Annotated in this window: 19 protein-coding genes; 13 read left to right on the top strand and 6 right to left on the bottom strand. The window is 66.8% G+C overall.

The annotated features are described in order from the left end of the window. The first annotated feature begins 12 nt into the window (after positions 1–12). From J5M86_RS05350 to ispG, 3 genes are read left to right on the top strand one after another with little or no spacing between them, the layout of a single operon-like run. A complete protein-coding gene (locus tag J5M86_RS05350; protein WP_188060370.1) occupies positions 13–1,338 on the top strand; it encodes an RIP metalloprotease in 1,326 nt (441 codons plus the stop codon). Then, on the top strand, positions 1,335–2,246 hold the full coding sequence (locus tag J5M86_RS05355; protein WP_188060186.1) for an LD-carboxypeptidase: 912 nt from the start codon (positions 1,335–1,337) through the stop codon (positions 2,244–2,246). Before J5M86_RS05350 ends, J5M86_RS05355 begins: the two co-directional genes overlap by 4 nt. A 34-nt stretch (positions 2,247–2,280) precedes the next feature. Next, on the top strand, positions 2,281–3,441 hold the full coding sequence (ispG, locus tag J5M86_RS05360; RefSeq protein WP_188060187.1) for a flavodoxin-dependent (E)-4-hydroxy-3-methylbut-2-enyl-diphosphate synthase: 1,161 nt from the start codon (positions 2,281–2,283) through the stop codon (positions 3,439–3,441). 81 nt (positions 3,442–3,522) lie between these two features. On the opposite strand, the gene J5M86_RS05365 is transcribed toward ispG, so the two are convergent. After that, on the bottom strand, positions 3,523–4,002 hold the full coding sequence (locus tag J5M86_RS05365) for a hypothetical protein (RefSeq protein WP_188060188.1): 480 nt from the start codon (positions 4,000–4,002) through the stop codon (positions 3,523–3,525). 91 nt (positions 4,003–4,093) lie between these two features. Here J5M86_RS05365 and J5M86_RS05370 point away from each other — a divergent pair, with 91 nt between their 5' ends. Further along, a complete protein-coding gene (locus J5M86_RS05370) occupies positions 4,094–4,282 on the top strand; it encodes a hypothetical protein (RefSeq protein WP_188060189.1) in 189 nt (62 codons plus the stop codon). A gap of 58 nt (positions 4,283–4,340) precedes the next feature. Here J5M86_RS05370 and J5M86_RS05375 read toward each other — a convergent pair whose 3' ends face one another. Further along, a complete protein-coding gene (locus J5M86_RS05375; protein ID WP_188060190.1) occupies positions 4,341–4,907 on the bottom strand; it encodes a DUF402 domain-containing protein in 567 nt (188 codons plus the stop codon). A gap of 71 nt (positions 4,908–4,978) precedes the next feature. On the opposite strand from J5M86_RS05375, the gene J5M86_RS05380 reads away from it, so the two are divergent. Beyond that, positions 4,979–5,818: a GNAT family N-acetyltransferase gene (locus J5M86_RS05380; RefSeq protein WP_370587325.1), complete on the top strand. Its 840-nt coding sequence runs from the start codon at positions 4,979–4,981 to the stop codon at positions 5,816–5,818. A 272-nt stretch (positions 5,819–6,090) separates the two neighbouring features. Here the strand turns inward: J5M86_RS05380 and folP are convergent, their stop codons facing one another. Further along, a complete protein-coding gene (gene folP, locus J5M86_RS05385; RefSeq protein WP_244328496.1) occupies positions 6,091–7,056 on the bottom strand; it encodes a dihydropteroate synthase in 966 nt (321 codons plus the stop codon). A gap of 49 nt (positions 7,057–7,105) precedes the next feature. Here folP and J5M86_RS05390 point away from each other — a divergent pair, with 49 nt between their 5' ends. Next, the gene (locus J5M86_RS05390) at positions 7,106–8,761 is read left to right on the top strand and encodes an acyl-CoA dehydrogenase family protein (protein ID WP_188060192.1); all 1,656 of its coding nucleotides are present in this window, start codon (positions 7,106–7,108) and stop codon (positions 8,759–8,761) included. 111 nt (positions 8,762–8,872) lie between these two features. Here the strand turns inward: J5M86_RS05390 and J5M86_RS05395 are convergent, their stop codons facing one another. Then, positions 8,873–9,502, bottom strand: coding sequence for a hypothetical protein (locus tag J5M86_RS05395; RefSeq protein ID WP_208965110.1), 630 nt, complete (start codon positions 9,500–9,502; stop codon positions 8,873–8,875). Positions 9,503–10,050: 548 nt separating this feature from the next. Here J5M86_RS05395 and J5M86_RS05400 point away from each other — a divergent pair. The 5 genes from J5M86_RS05400 (at position 10,051) to J5M86_RS05420 (ending at position 14,742) form a co-directional block, all read left to right on the top strand. Next, complete coding sequence (locus J5M86_RS05400) at positions 10,051–11,802, top strand: proline--tRNA ligase (RefSeq protein WP_223158442.1); 1,752 nt, start codon at positions 10,051–10,053, stop codon at positions 11,800–11,802. Positions 11,803–11,813: 11 nt separating this feature from the next. After that, entirely contained in the window at positions 11,814–12,545 is a 732-nt protein-coding gene (locus J5M86_RS05405; RefSeq protein ID WP_188060196.1) for an HAD family hydrolase, read from the top strand. Then, entirely contained in the window at positions 12,538–13,326 is a 789-nt protein-coding gene (locus J5M86_RS05410; RefSeq protein ID WP_188060197.1) for a TSUP family transporter, read from the top strand. The genes J5M86_RS05405 and J5M86_RS05410 overlap by 8 nt, the downstream gene beginning before the upstream one ends. 109 nt (positions 13,327–13,435) lie before the next feature. Beyond that, a complete protein-coding gene (locus J5M86_RS05415; protein ID WP_244328497.1) occupies positions 13,436–13,909 on the top strand; it encodes a DoxX family protein in 474 nt (157 codons plus the stop codon). Between the two features lie 74 nt (positions 13,910–13,983). Next, complete coding sequence (locus J5M86_RS05420; RefSeq protein ID WP_188060198.1) at positions 13,984–14,742, top strand: thioredoxin domain-containing protein; 759 nt, start codon at positions 13,984–13,986, stop codon at positions 14,740–14,742. Between the two features lie 105 nt (positions 14,743–14,847). Here J5M86_RS05420 and J5M86_RS05425 read toward each other — a convergent pair whose 3' ends face one another. Both J5M86_RS05425 and J5M86_RS05430 read right to left on the bottom strand, forming a co-directional pair. Beyond that, positions 14,848–15,735, bottom strand: coding sequence for an aminoglycoside phosphotransferase family protein (locus J5M86_RS05425; RefSeq protein ID WP_188060199.1), 888 nt, complete (start codon positions 15,733–15,735; stop codon positions 14,848–14,850). Beyond that, positions 15,732–16,664, bottom strand: a complete 933-nt coding sequence (locus tag J5M86_RS05430; RefSeq protein ID WP_208965111.1) for a hypothetical protein — start codon at positions 16,662–16,664, stop codon at positions 15,732–15,734. Before J5M86_RS05430 ends, J5M86_RS05425 begins: the two co-directional genes overlap by 4 nt. Positions 16,665–16,835: 171 nt before the next feature. On the opposite strand from J5M86_RS05430, the gene J5M86_RS05435 reads away from it, so the two are divergent. Together J5M86_RS05435 and J5M86_RS05440 are read left to right on the top strand one after the other, a co-directional pair. After that, a complete protein-coding gene (locus tag J5M86_RS05435; RefSeq protein WP_244328498.1) occupies positions 16,836–18,488 on the top strand; it encodes a nitrite/sulfite reductase in 1,653 nt (550 codons plus the stop codon). Continuing rightward, complete coding sequence (locus tag J5M86_RS05440) at positions 18,485–19,204, top strand: phosphoadenylyl-sulfate reductase (RefSeq protein ID WP_188060202.1); 720 nt, start codon at positions 18,485–18,487, stop codon at positions 19,202–19,204. The genes J5M86_RS05435 and J5M86_RS05440 overlap by 4 nt, the downstream gene beginning before the upstream one ends. The last annotated feature ends 6 nt before the right edge of the window (positions 19,205–19,210 follow it).

The raw sequence follows: 19,210 nt of genomic DNA on the forward strand, positions 1-19,210 counted from the left end.
CTTCCGCGCGTGATGTTTCTGCTCGGCGTTCTGATCATGGCCCTCGGCATCGGGGCCTCGATCGCCCTGCACGAAATCGGTCACTTGGTGCCCGCCAAGAAGTTCGGCGTGAAGGTCACGCAGTACATGGTCGGCTTCGGGCCGACGCTGTGGTCGAAACGCAAGGGCGAGACCGAGTACGGCCTCAAAGCGATCCCGCTCGGCGGCTACATCCGGATGATCGGAATGTTTCCTCCGCGTCCGGAGGACGAGGTGTTGCCCGACGGCACCGTGCGGGTGCGTGCCTCCTCGACCGGGCGGTTCAGCCAGATGGTCGACCAGGCCCGCGATGCTGCCTACGAGGAGGTCACCCCGGCCGATCGCAACCGCGTCTTCTACGACCTGAAGACCCATCAGAAGCTGATGGTCATGTTCGGCGGGCCGTTCATGAACCTCATCATCGCCGGGGTGCTGCTCACGATTGTCGCGTGCGGCATCGGTCTGCCGACGGAGAAGGCCGCCAAGGTCTACGGCGTGCAGCCCTGCGTCACCGGCGCCGAGACCTGCTCCGCTGTCGACCGCTCGCCGGCATCGGGCAAGCTCGAACCAGGTGATGTCTTCGTGTCCATCGCGGGCAAGCCGGTCTCCACCTCCAGCCAGGCGATCAGCGCCATTCGCGATCACGCCGGCCAGAGCGTTCCGGTCGTGGTGGAACGCAAGGGTGCTCATCAGTCGGTGACGATCACGCCGCGCCTGCGCACGATGGACAAGCTCGACTCCCAGGGCGTCCCGGTCATCAACTGGAAGGGCCAACGCGAGAAGGCCCAGGTCGGTGTGGTCGGCGCTTCCATCGGTGCCGCGAAGATCGAGGACGAACGGCGCCCGCTCAGCGACTCACCCGCCATTGTCTGGGATGCCTTCGCCAAGACCGCGAGCGTCTTCGTGAAGATCCCGCAGAAGATGGTGGGCGTCTTCTACGCGGCCTTCGGCAGCGGCGAACGTGACAGCCAGGGGCCGGTCTCGGTGGTGGGCGTCGGCCGGATCGCCGGCGAGGTCGCCGAGATCAAGCAGATCACCCTGATGGACAAGTTCGCGATGCTGCTGATGATGCTCGCGGCACTCAACATGGCGTTGTTCGTCTTCAACCTGGTGCCGCTGCTGCCCTTGGACGGCGGCCACATCGCCACCGCGATCTGGGAAGCCATCAAGCGTCCGATCGCGCGTGCCCGTGGCATCACCGGCAAGGTCTACGCCGATGCCGCCAAAGGCATGCCGATCGCCTACGGCGTCTCCCTCGTCCTGATAGTGATGTTCGCGCTGTTGGCCTACGCCGACCTGGTCAACCCGATCAAGCTGTGACTGCGCCCCAGCGCCCGGCTCCGCTGCTCCCCGGCGCGAAGGTCGCGATCATCACCGCGAGCGGACCGGTCAACCCGGATGCGCTGGCCAAGGGTCTGCTGATCCTGCGGGACTGGGACCTCGAGCCAGTCGTCCTGCCCTCAGCAATGGCCGCCCCTTCTCCAGCATTTACCCACCTCGCCGGCACCGATCAACTCCGTGCCGACGATCTGGTGCAAGCCCTCACCAGTCCTGAATTCGATGCGGTGATCTTCGCCAAGGGCGGCGACGGCGCCCAGCGAGCACTGGAGCTGATCGACTGGCAGGCGTTGTCGCCGCTGCGACCCGAGCCGCGCTGGGTGGTCGGCTTCTCCGACGTCACCGCCGTGCAGGAAGCGCTGCTGCGGCACTGGGGGTGGGTCAGCCTCTACGGGCCGATGCCTGCCACGAGCTACCTCCTCGCCGAACGCGCGCAGGCGAGCCTGCACGAAGCACTGTTCGAGCGTCCATCCCAATTGGTCTTCCCGGACGCCTGGACCATCACGTCCGGAACCGCCGAAGGAATCGTCATGGGCGGCTGTTGCGCACTCGTCACGAGCTCGATCGGCACCGTCACCTCGGTGCCGGCCGACGGCGGCCTGCTCTTCCTGGAAGACGAGTTCGAGGAGCCGCACCGCCTCGACCGCATGTTCACCCAGCTGCGCCGCAGCAATTTCCTGGACGGACTGCGTGGTGTGCTGCTCGGAAACTTCGACCAGTGTGGCGACCCGCAGGTCGTCAACGATCTGTTGCGTGACCGTTTCGGTGACCTCGGTGTGCCGGTGCTGGCCGGGCTGGACGTCGGCCACGGGGTGCCGCTGCAGTCGTTGCCGATCGGTGCCCGAGCCGTGATGGACACCGACACCAGGACGCTGCAACTGGTCGACTGAAGGTTTTGCCGACGCGTGCGTGATACTTGGAGGCATGAGTGTCTCCCTCGGAATGCCGTCGGCCCCGGCCCCGGTGCTCGCACCGCGGCGCAAGACCCGCCAGATCAAGGTCGGCAAGGTCGGAGTCGGTAGCGATTCACCGGTGTCGGTGCAGTCGATGACCACCACGCCCACCACCGACATCAACGCCACCCTCCAGCAGATCGCCGAGCTCACCGCCTCCGGTTGCGACATCGTGCGTGTGGCCTGCCCGTCGCAGGACGACGCCGAAGCCCTGCCGGCGATCGCCAAGAAGTCGCAGATCCCGGTGATCGCCGACATCCACTTCCAGCCGAAGTACGTCTTCGCTGCCATCGACGCCGGCTGCGCGGCCGTCCGGGTCAACCCCGGAAACATCCGCCAGTTCGACGACAAGGTGAAGGAGATCGGTGACGCCGCCAAGGCTGCGGGTGTCTCGATCCGCATCGGCGTCAACGCTGGCTCCCTCGACAAGCGTTTGCTGGAGAAGTACGGCAAGCCCACCGCCGAGGCACTCGTGGAGTCCGCGGTCTGGGAGGCCTCGCTCTTCGAGGAGCACGATTTCCACGACTTCAAGATCTCGGTGAAGCACAACGACCCGGTCGTCATGGTGCGGGCCTACGAGATGCTCGCCGAGCGTGGTGACTGGCCGCTGCACCTCGGCGTCACCGAGGCCGGCCCCGCCTTCCAGGGCACGATCAAGAGTTCGGTGGCCTTCGGTTCGTTGCTCAGCAAGGGCATCGGCGACACGATCCGCGTCTCGCTCTCGGCGCCGCCGGTCGAAGAGGTCAAGGTCGGCAACCAGATTCTGCAGAGTCTCAACCTCAAGCCTCGCAAGCTCGAGATCGTCTCGTGCCCCTCGTGCGGTCGCGCCCAGGTGGACGTCTACACCCTCGCCGACCAGGTGACCGCCGGTCTGGAGGGCATGACCGTGCCGCTGCGCGTCGCGGTGATGGGCTGCGTCGTCAACGGACCGGGCGAAGCCCGTGAAGCCGATCTCGGCGTCGCCTCCGGCAACGGCAAGGGCCAGATCTTCGTCAAGGGCGAAGTCATCAAGACCGTTCCCGAAAGCCAGATCGTCGAGACCCTCATCGAGGAGGCCATGCGCATCGCCGAGGAGATGGGCGAACCGATCGACGAGGAGTCGGCCGGCGTGCCCAGCGTCACTGTCGGCTGAGCCCCCAGTCACTGACCAACGGCAGCGGCCCGGATCACTTCTGATCCGGGCCGCTGCTGTACGCCGTAAGGCGCGAGTTGCTCAGGAGTTCTGCACCGACTGGTAGATCGCGTCGGTGAGTGTCTTGGTGCGCTCGGCCTTGCCCGCCGACACCGTGATGAGGCTGTAGCCCGAGGTGCCGTTGGGCAGCACGATCATGGCGCCGTAAGCGGTCTTGCCCTGCGTGGGCAAGGAGTAGTTGTAGACAACGCCTTCACCAACGGGGCTGTCGCGCTTGGTGTACGACTCGGTCTTGCCGCCGATCGGGCTGATGCCGGCCAAGAGTTGTGCCTCGGTCGGCAAGCCTGCGGACTTGGGGAAATTCTTCTTGTTGACGTTGAGGTTCTCCGAGAAGCCGTCCTCGGCGACAGGGGAGAAGTAGATCGCGGTGAGCTGCGTCTTCACCTGCTGCGCAAGCGCCTGCGGCGTCGTGCCCGAACTCTTGGCCATCGGCTCAAGCGCCTTCTGCAACTTCTGGTCGTCCATCGTCGCCGGGTCGACCAGCACCCACAGTTTTGGCACTCCGAAGCTGATCTTGTGCGCCGAGACCTCGGCTCGCTTGAAACCGTCGGGAAGGGCACCGGCGCTCGAGGATCCGTCGCTGGAGGACGAGGTGGGCGAGCTGGTGTCCGGCGAGCTGCTCGTGGCGCTCTGTGAAGTCGCGCTCGACGTCGGCGAGCTCGTGGTGTTGGAGGTTGTGGACGACGAGGAGTTCACCGTGACCGAGCCGCCGCCACCCCCACAACCTGCCGTGACGAGCATTGCGGCAACGGTGATCGCCAATCCGGTGCGTGACATGTGAGCCCCCATCAAACGTTCGAGAATGTGCTTTTCGAAGAATAGTGTTCGGCGCGGCTCACTCACTCCTGCGGTACCTCTCGATCCCCGATCCGTTGCAGCCATCGGTCGCCTCGACCGTCGAACGGTGGGCGCCTCTGCTGCACGGCCGCGTACACCTCGTCGGCGGCCCGGCGACTGTCGGCCACCAAGCGCTCCGGATAGCCGAACGCGGCGGTGTGCTCCTCGAACTCGTCCTCGTCGTCAATGTAGAGCTGCCCGTCGAAGCGTTCGACGACGTCCAGGTCGATGTCGACGAGGGTTCCGACGAAACCTTCATTGGTCCGGCGCCATTGCACCGGCGTGACGATGTCGACGTAGATGTGCGCGGACGGGCCTCCCGGGGCGTTGAAGCAGGCGGCCCACCGTGCGTCCGTACGAACCAGCCGAACGGTGTCCGAGCGGGCGTAGGTGCTCATGCCCGGGCGGGCGAAGGGCGTGCCGGCTCGCATGCCCAACCAGACGCCGTCCCGGTCGACACCCAGCAGTCGGTAGTCCTCCTGCCAGTGCTCCGATCCGTCGTACTTGCGGAAATCGAGGTGGACGGGCGTTCCGATCGGCGTGCTGGCATCTGGTCCTGAACTGGTCACAACAGCGCACCCAACCACATCCAAGTCCACGTTTGCCTGACTGGGGCCACAGGGACTGGCAGGGTAGGGACGTGCTGCGAGCTTCCCGTGCCCCCTCGGCCCTCCGGGCCCAGGACCACGACGCTGCGCTGCGATTGTGCGCCACCAATCCGTTGGCCAATGTCTTCGTCGCCGCGCGGCTGCTGACAGGCGGTCCGCCCTCGGCGGCGAACGTGCTGGGCGATGCCAGTGATCACCTCAGGTCGCTGTGTTGGATCTCTGCCAATGTCGTGCCGATCGACATCGGCGAGAACGAACTGGACGGGTATGCCTCCAGGTTGCGCAGGTATCGGCGTCGCAGCAGCTCGATCTTCGGCCTCGCCGATCAGGTCTTTCCGCTGTGGGAACGGCTCGAACGCCAATGGGGTACACCGCGGGCGATCCGCGAACGGCAACCCCTGATGGCCGTCTCCGCCGGTGAACTCGATCAGGCACTGCCATCGGATGATCGGGTGCGTCCGGCGCGGCTGGACGAGGTCGACCTGGTGCTGCCCGCTGCAGCCCACATGTTCACCGGCGAGATCGGTTATCCGCCGTACTTCGGCTCCGATCGCGAATACCGCCGCATGGTGACGTCACTCATCCGCAACGGTCACACCTACGTGATCGTCGAAGGCAAACGGGTGGTCTTCAAGGCCGACATCGGGTCACTGGCTTTCGGCGTCGCGCAGATCCAAGGGGTGTGGGTGGCTCCTGAACTGCGCGGCCACGGGCTGGCCGCTCCGGCGATGAAATCCGTGGTCGAGCAAGTGTTGGCAGACCATGCGGCCACGGCGTCGCTCTACGTGAACGACTTCAACCTCGCCGCGATCCGCACCTATGAACGCGTCGGATTCACCCAACGCGACACCTTCGCCACGGTCATCCTGTAACAGAGCGGACCGGGCCCGACCGCTCGGGCCCGATCCGTTCAGGCCGATCGCTGCGAGATCACAGCTCCCAGCACGAGCGTGCTGTGGCAGTTGCGGAGGTCCGGGACGCTCGGCGAGCGCTTGGCTCGCGAGGGCCAGCCCGACGGGAAGGCACAGCGCGAACACGACGATCGAGAATCGGCGTAACAGGAGCATGCGACGAGTGTTGCGTGGTGCGGTGAGAACTTTCTGAGGCGTCGATGAAATGTTCTTCATCTTGCGTCGGACCCCGGTCAGGTGAGCCGGATCGACACGTCGCCCCCGGGCTCACCGCGCACCGCCCGTGCCGGGGGCCGCGCGCCACGGATGGACGCCACCATGTCGACGACCCGCCTGGTGGCTCGCACGTCGTGTGCCCGGAAGACCGTGGCGCCGAGCCAGGTGGCCACCGCCGTCGCCGCGAGGGTGCCCTCCAAGCGGTCGTCGGCCGGCAGGTCGAGGGTTTCGCCGATGAAGTCCTTGCGCGAGATCGCTTGCAGCACAGGGAATCCCAGCGACACAACCTCGGAGGTGGCACGCAGCACGGCCAGTGAGTGGTGGGTGGTCTTGCCGAAGTCCAGTGTCGGGTCGATGAGCACCCTCTCCGCGCTGATCCCAGCTGCGACGGCGCGCGCGGCACCGTCGCGCAGCGTGCGCACGACCGAGGCGACCACCGCGGCGTCCTCCTCGCCCCGTGTCGCGCCCGCATCGGCGTACCGGATGCCAACCGGATCGGTACGTGGCGGGAGGCCACCGGTGTGGGAGACCACGTATCCCGCGTCGAGTTCGGCTGCCACTCCGGCGAGTTCGGGGTCCGCTCCCGCCCAGGTGTCGTTGATCAGGTCGACATTTCCCCGTGCTGCGCGCGCGACCGAGGAGCGCCAGGTGTCGAGCGAGAGGAGAAGGTCGGGGTGCCGCTCCCTGGCTGCTGCAAGGAACGGGACGACCCGGTCGATCTCCTCGGAGTCGTCGACCCAGTCACCCTCCTGACCCGCACGCACCCCACCGACGTCCACGATGTCGGCACCGGCCTCTACGGCGGCATCGAGTGCTTCGAGCGCTGATTCGAGTGAGCTGTGCCGGTTGCCCGACCAGAAGGAGTCGGAGGTTCGGTTGACGATGGCCATGACCGCAGGCTTTGCGGCGTCGAAACGTCGACCGCGCAGGATCAGCGGCGCACTTTCGGCGCAGCCGGGGCGGCAGTGGCGGTCGTCGGACACAACGGCAAACCTACCCGGCGCACGACGACGGTTGGTTACTGTCGAGTACATGAGCGTCGACCCCTTCCAGCGCATCCCCGCCAATCAGGCCGAGCCTCTCGTCGGTCACCACGCCGTCCGAGGCGACCAGGCTCTCGTCTCGGCCGTCCGAGCGCAGGCTGGCGCGCAGGCGGACGAACTGCTGGCCTCGCTCGACGACCTCGGCCTCGAAGCGGGCACCGCCGACACCCGTGAACACGGGATGCTCGCGAATGAGCACGGACCGGTGCTGCGCACCGTCGACCGGTTCGGCCATCGCATCGACGAGGTCGACTTCCACCCGAGTTGGCACCACATGCTGACCCGTGGGATCGCCCATGGCCTGGGCGCTACCGCGTGGACCAGCGACGAGCCGCTACCTCACCTACGGCGCGCGGCCGGTTATGTCGCCTGGACCCCACTGGAACCAGGCCACGGCTGCCCGATGACGATGACCTATGCGGCCGTCCCGGCGTTGCGTGCCGACGATGCACTCGCGAAGGAGTGGACCGACGGACTCGCTTCTCGCACTTACGATTTCGGCCTGCGTGAGCCGCACGGCAAAGCCGGCCTGCTCGCGGGCATGGGCATGACCGAGAAGCAGGGCGGCTCGGACGTCCGCACCAATGTGACCAGAGCCGATCGTCAGTCGGACGGTTCGTACCGGCTCACCGGCCACAAGTGGTTCACCTCGGCCCCGATGAACGACCTGTTCCTGGTGCTCGCCCAGGCACCGGACGGACTGAGTTGTTTCCTGCTGCCCCGCATCTGCCCGGACGGCAGCCGCAATCCGGTGCACATCGTCCGGCTCAAGGACAAGCTCGGCAACCGCTCGAACGCCTCGACTGAGTTGGATTTCCACGGCGCCTACGCGCAGCGCCTCGGGGACGAGGGCAAGGGGGTGCGCACCATCATCGAGATGGTCGCGGCCACCCGGCTCGACTGCGTGCTCGGTTCTGCGTCGTTGATGCGCAGGGCGGTGGCCGAGGCGTCGTGGCACGTCTCCCAACGGGCCGCCTTCGGTGCGACCTTGCTCGACCAACCGGCGATGACGAACGTGATCGCCGATCTCGCCCTCGACAGCGAAGCCGCGACGCACCTTGCCCTGCGGCTGGCCCGCGCCGTCGAACAACCGCACGACGAACACGAAATGGCACTGCGTCGGATGGCCCTGCCGCTGGCGAAGTTCTGGGTGTGCAAGCGCACACCCACCGTGACCGTCGAGGCCATGGAATGTCTCGGTGGCAACGGCTACGCCGAGGAATCAGGCATGCCGCTGCTGGTGCGCGAGTCACCGCTCAACTCGATCTGGGAGGGCAGCGGCAATGTCAACGCCCTCGACCTGCTGCGGGTGCTCGCCAAATCGCCCGACGCGGTGCAGGCCTGGCGCGCAGAAGTGGGCCGAGCGGCGGGTAGTCATGCCGCGCTCGACACCGCCGTCGCCGATGTGTTGAACGACCTCGTCGGCGCTGCCCGCGATCTGGAAGCTGCACAAGGACAGGCGCGCTCGCTGACCTCGCGGATGGCGGTGCTGCTGCAGGCGGCACTGCTCGTGCAGCACTCAACCTCGGAAGTCGCCGATGCTTTCGTTGCCAGCCGGATCGCGGGGGAGTGGGACGGGGTCCACGGCACGCTGCCGGCGTCCGCGGACATCCGGGCCATCGCCCGGCGCGCGCTCCCGGCCTGACGCCGACTTCCCACAAACCGGACGCAAATCGCACACTTTTCGACCGAAAGTGTGCGATTTGCGTCCGGTTTGTGCGGAGTTGAGGGGTGCGAGGAGGAACTCACGCACCAATCAGGAGGCTTCCAGTCGTCGTGAAAGTGCACGCTCTCGATTCCTCAGGACGCGCCGAACGAAGTGTTCCCGCGTCAGGTAGAGATCGTCGCCAGTCGCCTGCGTGACGATGTAACCGAGTGCGGCAAGGTCATCGAAGCGCGCGACGTCGCGGCGCCACACCTTCTGGTCGGTTCGATGACCGTCACCTTGATACTCAAACACCATTCCCAGTTGTCGATCGAGCAAGTCGACGCGGGCCACGAACTCACCGGCGTTGGTCACGATGTCGGCGTTGACTTCAAGGTCGTCAACACCGACCTCGTTCAGGAGTGTTCGTAAGTCCGTTTCAGGGGGTGAGGCGACGTGTTCGCGCACGAGCGGGAGTGCTTCGCGAAGCTTCTGGACCCCCGTGCACGACATCCATCGATGTACCCCGATAGCGAGATCGTCCAGGCTTCCGTGGGTGAACGAGCGATGCCGACCGACGTAGTCGTCGTTGTCGCTGATGATCGCGTCGCCGATCCGCACGAGCTCGCCGACACTGCATTCGCGTGCCAGCAGAGCCCACGTCAGCGCGGGGGCGGTGAGAGTCAGACCGTCGAATTCGATGAGACTGAACGCATGCTCGCCGACCACGCGTGATGCCACGCCCCGCCCTCGGGGCCGAAGGCTGTCTATTCCGACAGCTAGGTGAACTGTGTCGTTCGATTGCAGACGAGTCGGCAACGGGAGTCCATAGACGGCGGCCGCACTCGGGCCGGCAATAGCAACTCCCGGCCGAAGGAGTGGTCGGTACGCGCGAGCTACGTCCGCTAGATCTTGAAGCGTGCACGAGGTTCGCGCTCCGTGGAACGGCGCCGAGTAGGCGCTCGAGTTCAAGTGACGTGTCGACAAGCCGGCGGCCCGTCCGTCGCGGGTGCGGAATTCGGTGGGGCCGTTCTGGTGCATCGATTGATGATGCTGCGCTGTGGTGCGCTCTGCCGTTATCCACAGGAAGGTGGCGTGGAGGTGCCCACAAACCGGACGCAAACAGCACACTTCCGAAGCGAATCTGAGCGTTTTGCGTCCGGTTTGTGGTCGGAGGAGGTCGCGGGTGCGGCACCGAACTCACGCGGATTCGGGCGGGGACGCCGGGCGGATAGGCTTGGCGGGCCCTGAGCACATCCCGCGACACCCTGGAGATCAAACCCGTGGCCATGCGTATGTCGACCCTGTTCCTGCGGACCCTGCGCGAGGACCCGGCCGATGCGGAACTGCCGGGCCACAAACTGCTGGTGCGCGCCGGTTACATCCGCCGTGCTGCGCCCGGCATCTACACCTGGTTGCCGCTCGGTCTGAAGGTGCGGGCCAAGGTCGAGGGCATCATCCGCGAGGAGATGAACAGGATCGGTGCGCAGGAGGTGCAGTTCCCCGCGCTTCTGCCGCGCGAGCCCTACGAGGCGACCGGCCGCTGGACCGAATACGGCCCCAACCTCTTCCGGCTGCAGGACCGCCGCGAGACCGACATGCTGCTCGGCCCCACGCACGAGGAGATGTTCACCATCACGGTGAAGGACATGTACTCCTCGTACAAGGACCTCCCGCTCTCGCTCTACCAGATCCAGAACAAGTACCGCGACGAGGCGCGTCCCCGGGCGGGCATCCTGCGCGGGCGTGAGTTCATCATGAAGGACTCCTATTCTTTCGACGTCTCCGCCGAAGGGCTGCAGAAGTCCTACGACGCCCACCGGGACGCCTACATCAAGATCTTCCAGCGCCTCGGGTTCGAGTACGTCATCGTGCACGCCGACTCCGGTGCGATGGGTGGCTCTGCGTCCGAGGAGTTCCTCGCGGTGAGCGAGCACGGTGAAGACACCTTCGTTCGTGACGAGACCGGGTACGCCGCCAATGTCGAAGCCGTCGAGATCCCGCAGGCGAAGCCGGTCGAGATCACGGCTGGTGCGGCGCATGTCGAGGACACCCCCGACACCCCGACCATCGAGACTCTCGTGGCCGCGCTCAACGCCGACCACGCCCACGGCGACGGCCGGGAGTGGACCGCCGCCGACACGCTCAAGAACGTGCTGGTCATGTTGGTGCACCCTGACGGCACCCGCGAACCGCTGGCGATCGGTGTGCCCGGAGACCGCGAGGTCGACGCCAAGCGCCTCGAGGTGAAGGTCGCCCCCGCTGATGTCGAAGCCTTCGAGGAGAGCGATTTCAAGCGCTACCCGATGCTTGCCAAGGGATACATCGGTCCCGGCGTGCTCGGCGAGGAGAAGAGCAGCGGCATCCGCTACCTGCTAGACCCCAGCATCGCCGAGGGCAGCGCCTGGGTGACCGGCGCCGACGAGCACGGCAAACACGTGCTCGACCTGGTGTACGGACGCGATTTCACCGCCGACGGCACCATCCAGGCAGCACAGCTGCGCGAGGGCGATCTGGGCCCGAACGGCGTCGGCCTGACCCTCGCCCGCGGCGTCGAGATGGGCCACATCTTCCAACTCGGCACCAAGTACGCCGAAGCGCTCGGCCTGAAGGTGCTCGACGAGAACGGCAAGCTCGTGACCGTCACGATGGGCTCCTACGGCGTCGGTGTCACCCGCGCCGTCGGGATGATCGCCGAGGACAACCTCGATGAGTACGGCCTCATCTGGCCGCGCGAGATCGCGCCAGCGGACGTCCACGTGGTCGCCACCGGCAAGGACGACGCCGTCTTCGTCAAGGCCGCCGAACTCGTCGCGCAACTGGAGACCGAAGGCCTCGAGGTGATCTTCGACGACCGACCCAAGGTCTCGCCCGGGGTGAAGTTCAAGGACGCCGAGCTCATCGGGGTGCCCACGATCCTGGTGGTCGGCAAGGGCCTGGAGCAGGGAAATGTCGAGGTCAAGGACCGCCGCAGCGGAGACCGACGCGAGGTGCCTGTTGACGACGCCGTCGCCGAGGTGCTGCGCGAGGTCCGCGCCTGATCGGCGAGTCGATGCCACAGCCGCAGCGGGAGCCGATCGAGGCCGTCATCTTCGACTGGGGTGGCACCCTCACGCCCTGGCACGGCGACATCGACCACCACCGGGAGTGGCTGGTCTACGCCCAGGCCTGGGGCGCGCACGACCCGGCAGCGATGGCCACCCGCATCGAGCGCGCCTGTGCCCAGGCATGGGCACGCTCGCGCACGGATCACACCAGTGCCACGGTCGAGAGCATCCTCGCCGACGCCGAGATCGACCACCTCGACGAGCGGCATACCGCGGCGCTCGAGGCGCATCTCGATTTCTGGGACGAGCACACCTACACCGACCCCCTCGTCGCACCGCTGTGGGAGTGGTTGCGCAGCAACGGGATTCGGGTGGGTGTGTTGTCGAACACCGTCTGGTCACGCGAGCATCACCGCTCGATCTTCGAGCGGGACGGCGTCCTGCATCTCATCGACGCCGACGTGTACTCCAGTGAGATCGAGTGGTCCAAGCCGCATCCGGAGGCCTTCAGGGAAGCAGCCCGCGCCGTGGGCGTTGCACCGCAGCGCTGCGTGTACGTGGGCGATCGTCCGTTCGAGGACGTTCACGGCAGCAAGAGCGTCGGCATGCGGTCGATCCTGGTGCCGCACAGTGACATCCCGGTGGAGCAACAGGTCGAGACCGACGCGGTGCCGGACGCCGTGGTGCACGACCTGAGCGAGATCACCCAGCACATCGAACGCTGGCGTCATGGATGACATTTCCACCACCGTTTTCGTCCTGCTCGTCATCGCCGCACTGACGGCTGGCTGGGTCGACTCGGTCGTTGGCGGCGGCGGGCTCGTGCAATTGCCAGCCCTGCTGATCGCCTTCCCGACCGCGGCACCAGTGCATCTGCTCGCCACCAACAAGATGGCGTCGGTGGCAGGGACGACAGTCAGTAGCGCCACCTACTGGCGGCGAGTGCGTCCTGACCCGAAAACCGCTCTGGCACTGGCGATTCCAGCGTTCGCGGGCTCGTTGCTCGGTGCGCTCATCGCCTCGCACCTGCCCCGCAGTTCGTTCAACCCGATCATCCTGGTCGCGCTGATCACCGTGATGATCTACACCCTGGCCAAGCCAGCCATGGGGCAGGCCACCAACCTGCGCTTCACCGGACGCAAGCACGTCGGGCTGGCGGCTGCAGCTGGCTTCGTGATCGGGGTCTACGACGGGGCGCTCGGGCCGGGCACCGGTTCGTTCCTGGTGTTCGCGATGGTCGGGCTGCTCGGCTACGCCTTCCTGGAGGCCTCCGCCAAGGCGAAGCTCGCCAACCTGGCCACCAACCTCGCGTCCCTGGTCATCTTCATCCCGCAGGGCGCCGGCTTCTGGAAACTTGGCCTGGCGATGGCGGCGGCCAACATGACCGGCGGCTACCTGGGTGCGCGCACCGCAGTGGCCAAGGGGGCCGCCTTCGTCCGTTGGGTCTTCGTGATCGTGGTGAGCGCGTTCATCCTGCGCATCAGCTACGACGTCGCCACGCAGTTCGGACTGCTGTGACCAGGCCAGTCGACAGTGGCTTCGCGCACCCAGCGTTGGTAGGTGGAACGAGGCAGGCGCCGCCGCTGTCGTACGTTGATCACCGGACCGCGAACCGAAGGAAACATCCGTGACTGTGACTGCGAAACCCACCGGCCAGTGGAAGGACTGGGTCGGTCTGGTGTGCCGGCTGGTGCTGGGTGGCGTGATGCTCGCGGCAGGCATCCCCAAGGCGATGAACATCGCCGAGTCCCAGCAGGCGACCCGCGCCTACCAATTGCTGCCCTACGAACTCGCGAATGCCTGGGGCATGGTGATGCCCTTCGTTGAGGTGGTCATCGGGGTGCTGTTGATCATCGGCCTGAAGACGCGGCTCGCGGCGATCATCGGTGCGCTGCTGATGCTCGCCTTCGTGATCGGGATCATCTCGGTGTGGGCCCGCGGCATCAAGATCGACTGCGGTTGCTTCGGCGGCGGCGGGCCGGTGGACGATCCGAAGTACGGCCAGGAATTGCTGCGTGACGGTGCGCTCCTGCTTACCGCTTTGTGGCTGGCGATCCGTCCCCGCACGAAGTTCTCCCTCGACGCGCGACTGTTCGGCTGAACCCTGGTCGTCCCACGAAGGAGGGACGCTTAGGCTGAACTCCGACAGACCCAATCCCCTGCAAAGGACCCCGCATGCCCCGTCCCGATGCGTCCGCCAAGCTCGCTGCCAGCAAGCCGAAGGACAACAGCAAGCTCAACCTCATCATCAGCGTCGTGCTGGTGGGACTGCTGGTCATCGGTGGTTTCACCGCGGTGATCCTGACGCGCGGTTCGGGCAGCACCGACGCGGTCGGTCCGGCCGGCTCGCAGGCCGAGGGCAATGGCGTGCTCGCGTACGCGGGCAAGGCCAAGGCCGGCGTGCCCGATGTGCAGTTGTACGTCGACTACCAGTGCCCGATCTGCAACAACTTCGAGCAGGCCAACGGTGGCCAGATGATGCAGATGGCGCAGGCCGGCGAGATCAAGCTGACCATCCACGTGATGTCCTTCCTGGACAAGAACCTCGGCAACAATTCCTCGGCCCAGGCCGCCAACGCGGCCTTCTGTGCCGCCGATGCGGGCCTCATGCCGGAGTTCCACACCGAGCTGTTCAAGAGGCAGCCCACCAAGGAAGGCGACGGTTACCCGACGTCCGTCTACGCGCAGGTGGCACAGCAGGTGGGCATCAAGGGCGCAGCGCTCAACACCTTCAACAAGTGTGTTTCGGATGCGAAGTACGCCAAGTACGTGGAGGCCACTGAGGTGCGTTCGGGTAAGAACGGGGTCACCGGCACCCCGACCGTCATCATCAACGGCAAGAGCTCCAGCGACGACAAGCAGATGTTCAACTCGCTCGTGCAGACGCCCAACAGCTTCCGCAGCATCGTGGAGCAGAACGCCAAGAAGAGCTGACTCTTCGCGTTCTCCCAACTCGGGACGAACCCCCGGCGCGACCTGCGACGGGGGTTCGCCTGCGTCTGTGACCAGAAGATCGGTTGCCCGGCAGGTCTGCCGGTCTCAGTCCGTCATGGCTTTGGCGATGGTGATCATCCGCGTGACCCACGGCGCGTGATCGCTGCCCCACAAGGCGTTGACGATCACCCGCACGAAGGTCCAAGCGGCGGCGCGGTCCTCGTCGAGGCCGGCGGCTTCGCACACCAGACCCAGGCGCAGTCGAAGGTGATTCCGGACGTTGTGGGCCGACGCGGTGAGGTCTTCGCGGTTCCAGACGACCGGTGCGACAGCGAACTCCCATTCCCCGGCCACTGGCTTGGGGTCGATGGCCAGCCAGGGCTCGCGCTGCGCACGCAGGACGTTGGCGAAGTGGAGATCCTGGTGCACCAGGGATCGGTCGATGTCGTCGGAGCGCAACTCGCGGATGAGCGACTGCGCCTGGTCGGTGAAACGACGCGGGACGGCCGCTGACCCTTGCGCACACAGCGCCTCCCAATCTGTGGCGAGCTGGCTGAGTCTGGTCAGTTGCGGCAGGGCTGGCCGGTCGAGGCGGCGCATCAGCGTGCCGATCAGCTCGCATCCCTCCAGCAGCGGGGCGGTGCTGAGATTGACCGGATCGAGTCGCTCCAGCAGCATCGCCCACCGATGAGGATCAGCGCGCAGCAAGCGCACTGCTCCGTCGCCGTCCCAGGCGCGGAGGGCAAGATGCTCGTGGGCGGCCTCGGTGTGCGGCCAGGTCAGCTTCAGCACCGCTTCGCTGTCGGCGTGGCGCACGGGCAGCACGATCGCGCATTCGCCGTGCATGGCGGCACCCTCGAGCTGCAGATCCCAGTCGGCGAGCACCTCGTTGATCAGGCGGGGGAGTGTGGCGAGCCAGTCGTCGCCGCTCACGGAAGGCTCGGCCGGACGTCCGGCGACGGTATCGGCGAAAGTCGCCGGGATCAGACTCACTGCTTCAGACCGAGAAAGGTGTCGGGCTCCGAGCCCCACTGCCAGGCCAGCGCGGTGAAGTCGCCCCACAGCTGCACACCACGCGTCGCCGAGGCGGGAGTCGTCCACCGAGCGGATGTGCTGGCGGTGGCTCGGGCGCAGGCGACCAGCAGCGGCGCCATCACCTCCTTGGCGCGAGCAGGGTCGTCCGAGCCGGGCGGGAGGGCGTAGGTGAGTTGCTCGGCGGAGGCGAGGCTCCCCGCTTCGCGGCCAAGGCGCATCCGTTCGGCGTACAGCACACCGAGAAGGGACGACAGCGGGGAGCGTTCCTTGAACGCAGTCTTGGCGACCAGCACCTCGCCTGCATGGATGGCGGTGCGGACCGCCATGAGCACCGTCACCGCGTCGGCACCGGCCAAGCCGGTGACCGCGGGCGGCCCCGGGTTTCCGAGCAGCCGAGCCCCCGCACGATGCCCCGCCAGCACAGCGAGCAGGGCCGGACGGTGTCGTGCTGTGGCACCGACGACCTCCTGCACACGCGCCAGGGTGAACTCGTCGACCTCCCACTGGGCGCTGGGTGGGAGTGTCGGGCTGGGGGACGAGGTTGCTGTCGAGGTCGAACCTGACGCCTTCAAGGACGAAGAGGTCGCCCCAGTCGAAGCGGCCGTGGTCGACGTGGGCGTCTGCGTGCTGCTCGGGCTTGCCGTTGACGTCGGGCTGGCCGCCTGCGTGACGGTGATGCCGGCGGATGCCGCGAGCCTGGTCAGTACGTCGGCCTGATCGGAATGCAGGGAGCGAAGCGGCGCCGTCCAGGCGAGCGGTTCGGCGCCGTCGAGGGCGACGGCAAGTGAGCGCAGTCGGCTGATCGTCTGCTGCAGGACGGCGGCGTCCGCCGGTGGATCGGCGGTGGGCACTCCCGGAATGGGCGGTGCGTCGCGCTCGAGGCGCACACTGCACCCTGCTGCGGGCAGCGCCAGTGCTGCCAGGAGTAGTGTCCGGCGAGTCGGGGCGCAGGACCGGCGGGACATGGCGGCCATCCTCGCACGGCGGGCGTCTCGCTCGTCGAGACCACTAGATCCATCATTTTGAGTTGGGCACATCCAAATGAGACGTTATGCGACGTGACGGCTGTGACGACCAAGAACGAGGGCCAGTGGGCGCTGGATCAGCGTGACCCGCTGAACCACAACGAGGAGTTCAAGGCGCAGGACGACGCGCTGAACGTCCGTGCCCGGATCGAGCAGATCTACTCCAAGGAAGGCTTCGCCTCGATCCCGCCGGACGACCTGCGCGGCCGGATGCGTTGGTGGGGGCTCTACACCCAGCGCCGCCAGGGAATCGAGGGTGGCCGCACCGCCAGCATGGCGCCGGAGGAGCTCGACGACGAGTTCTTCATGATGCGGGTGCGTTCCGACGGCGGCGCGCTGAGCACTGAGCAGCTGCGCGTCATCGGGGAGGTCTCGCGTGACTTCGCCCGCGACACCGCCGACATCACCGACCGGCAGAACATCCAGCTGCATTGGATCGCCATCGAGGACGTCCCGGAGATCTGGCGCCGGCTCGAGGGGGTCGGCCTGTCGACCACCGAGGCCTGCGGCGACTGCCCGCGGGTCATCCTCGGCTCTCCGGTGGCTGGGGTCAGCGCTGCAGAAGTGCTGGACGCAACGCCTGCGATCGAGGAGATCAGCCGGCGTTACATCGGCGACCAGACCATCAGCAACCTGCCGCGCAAGTTCAAGACCGCGATCTCCTGGCTGCCCGACACGGTGCCCGAAATCAACGACGTGTCCTTCGTCGGCGTCGTTCACCCTGAAGTCGGCCCCGGCTTCGACCTGCTGGTCGGCGGTGGGCTCTCCACCAACCCCAAGCTGGCCGTACGGCTCGGCGCGTTCGTGACCCTCGAGCAGTTACCCGAGGTCTGGTACGCCGTCGTCTGCTTGTTCCGCGACTACGGATATCGCCGCCTGCGCCACCGCGCGCGGCTGAAGTTCCTCGTCGCCGACTGGGGCCCGGAGAAGCTGCGCGACGTGCTGGAAAAGGAGTTCATCGGGTACGCGTTGCCCGACGGGCCGGCCGCGATCGTCGACGAGACCGTGCTCGACCACATCGGCGTGCACGACCAGGTCGACGGCAACGCCTACGTCGGCTTCGCCCCGGTCGTCGGCCGGGTCTCCGGCTCCAAGCTGGCACAGGTGGCGGACGCCGCCGAGCGGGCCGGCTCGCAGCGGGTGCGCCTCACCCCGCACCAGAAGCTGATCGTGCTCGATGTCCCCAAGTCGAACGTCGAGCAGTTGGTCGATGAGATGAAGACCGTTGGCCTGGAAGCCAATCCGTCACGCTGGCGGCGTTCGACCATGGCGTGCACCGGCCTGGAGTTCTGCAAGCTGGCGATCGTCGACACCAAGCAGCGGGCGATCGACCTGGTCGCTGATCTCGACGAGCGCCTTGCCCATCTCGACCTCGACGTGCCGATCGCCATTCATCTCAACGGCTGCCCCAACTCCTGTGCCCGCATCCAGACCGCTGACATCGGGCTCAAGGGTCAGATCGTCACCACCGACAGCGGTGAGCAGGTCGAGGGCTTCCAGGTGCACCTCGGCGGCGGACTCGGGCTGGACGCCGGCTTCGGACGCAAGCTGCGGACGCATAAGGTGACCTCCGCCGAACTCGGCGACTACGTCGAGCGCGTCGCCACCAACTTCGCCGGCGATCGCACCGAGGGCGAACGCTTCGCGCAGTGGGTCGGCCGCGCCGATGAGGCGCTGCTGCGATGACTGACGATCTGCGAGCCGTCGCTGCTGCAGCGGCGCGCGACTTGGCAGATGCCCCCGCCGCGCAGGTCGTGCGATGGGCCGCGGAGCGGTTCGGCGACGATTTCGTGGTGGCGGCGTCGATGCAGGACACGGTGCTGGTGCACCTGGCGTCCCAAGCGGCGCCGGGCGTCCAGGTGGTCTTCCTCGACACCGGCTACCACTTCGCGCAGACCGTGCAGACGCGAGACCGGGTCGCCGCCGAGTACGACGTTCGGGTGCTCGACGTCCGCCCGCGGCTGACCGTGGCGCAGCAGGATGCCGAGTACGGCCCGAAGCTGCATGACCGCGACCCTGATCTGTGCTGTGCCATGCGCAAGACGCATCCGCTGGACGAGGCACTGGACGGGCGCGCGGTCTGGGCCACGGGCGTCCGCCGTGCCGAATCAGCCTCACGGGCGAACACCGACGTGGTCTCCTTCGACGAGCGGCGCGATCTCATCAAGCTCGCGCCCCTGGCGGCGTGGACGGACGACGACGTCGAGAAGTACATCGCCGAACACGACGTGATCATGAATCCGCTACTGGCGCAAGGCTATCCGTCGATCGGTTGCGCGCCGTGCACGCGCAAGGTGCTCGCCGGTGAAGACCCCCGAGCCGGACGCTGGGCTGGCACCGACAAGAGCGAGTGCGGAATCCACGGTGGTGCCACCTCGCTCGGTGAGATCCGCTCGGCCTGAGTGCCG

Source organism: Yimella sp. cx-51, from assembly GCF_017654605.1.
In the GTDB taxonomy this organism is placed as follows: Bacteria; Actinomycetota; Actinomycetes; order Actinomycetales; family Dermatophilaceae; genus Yimella.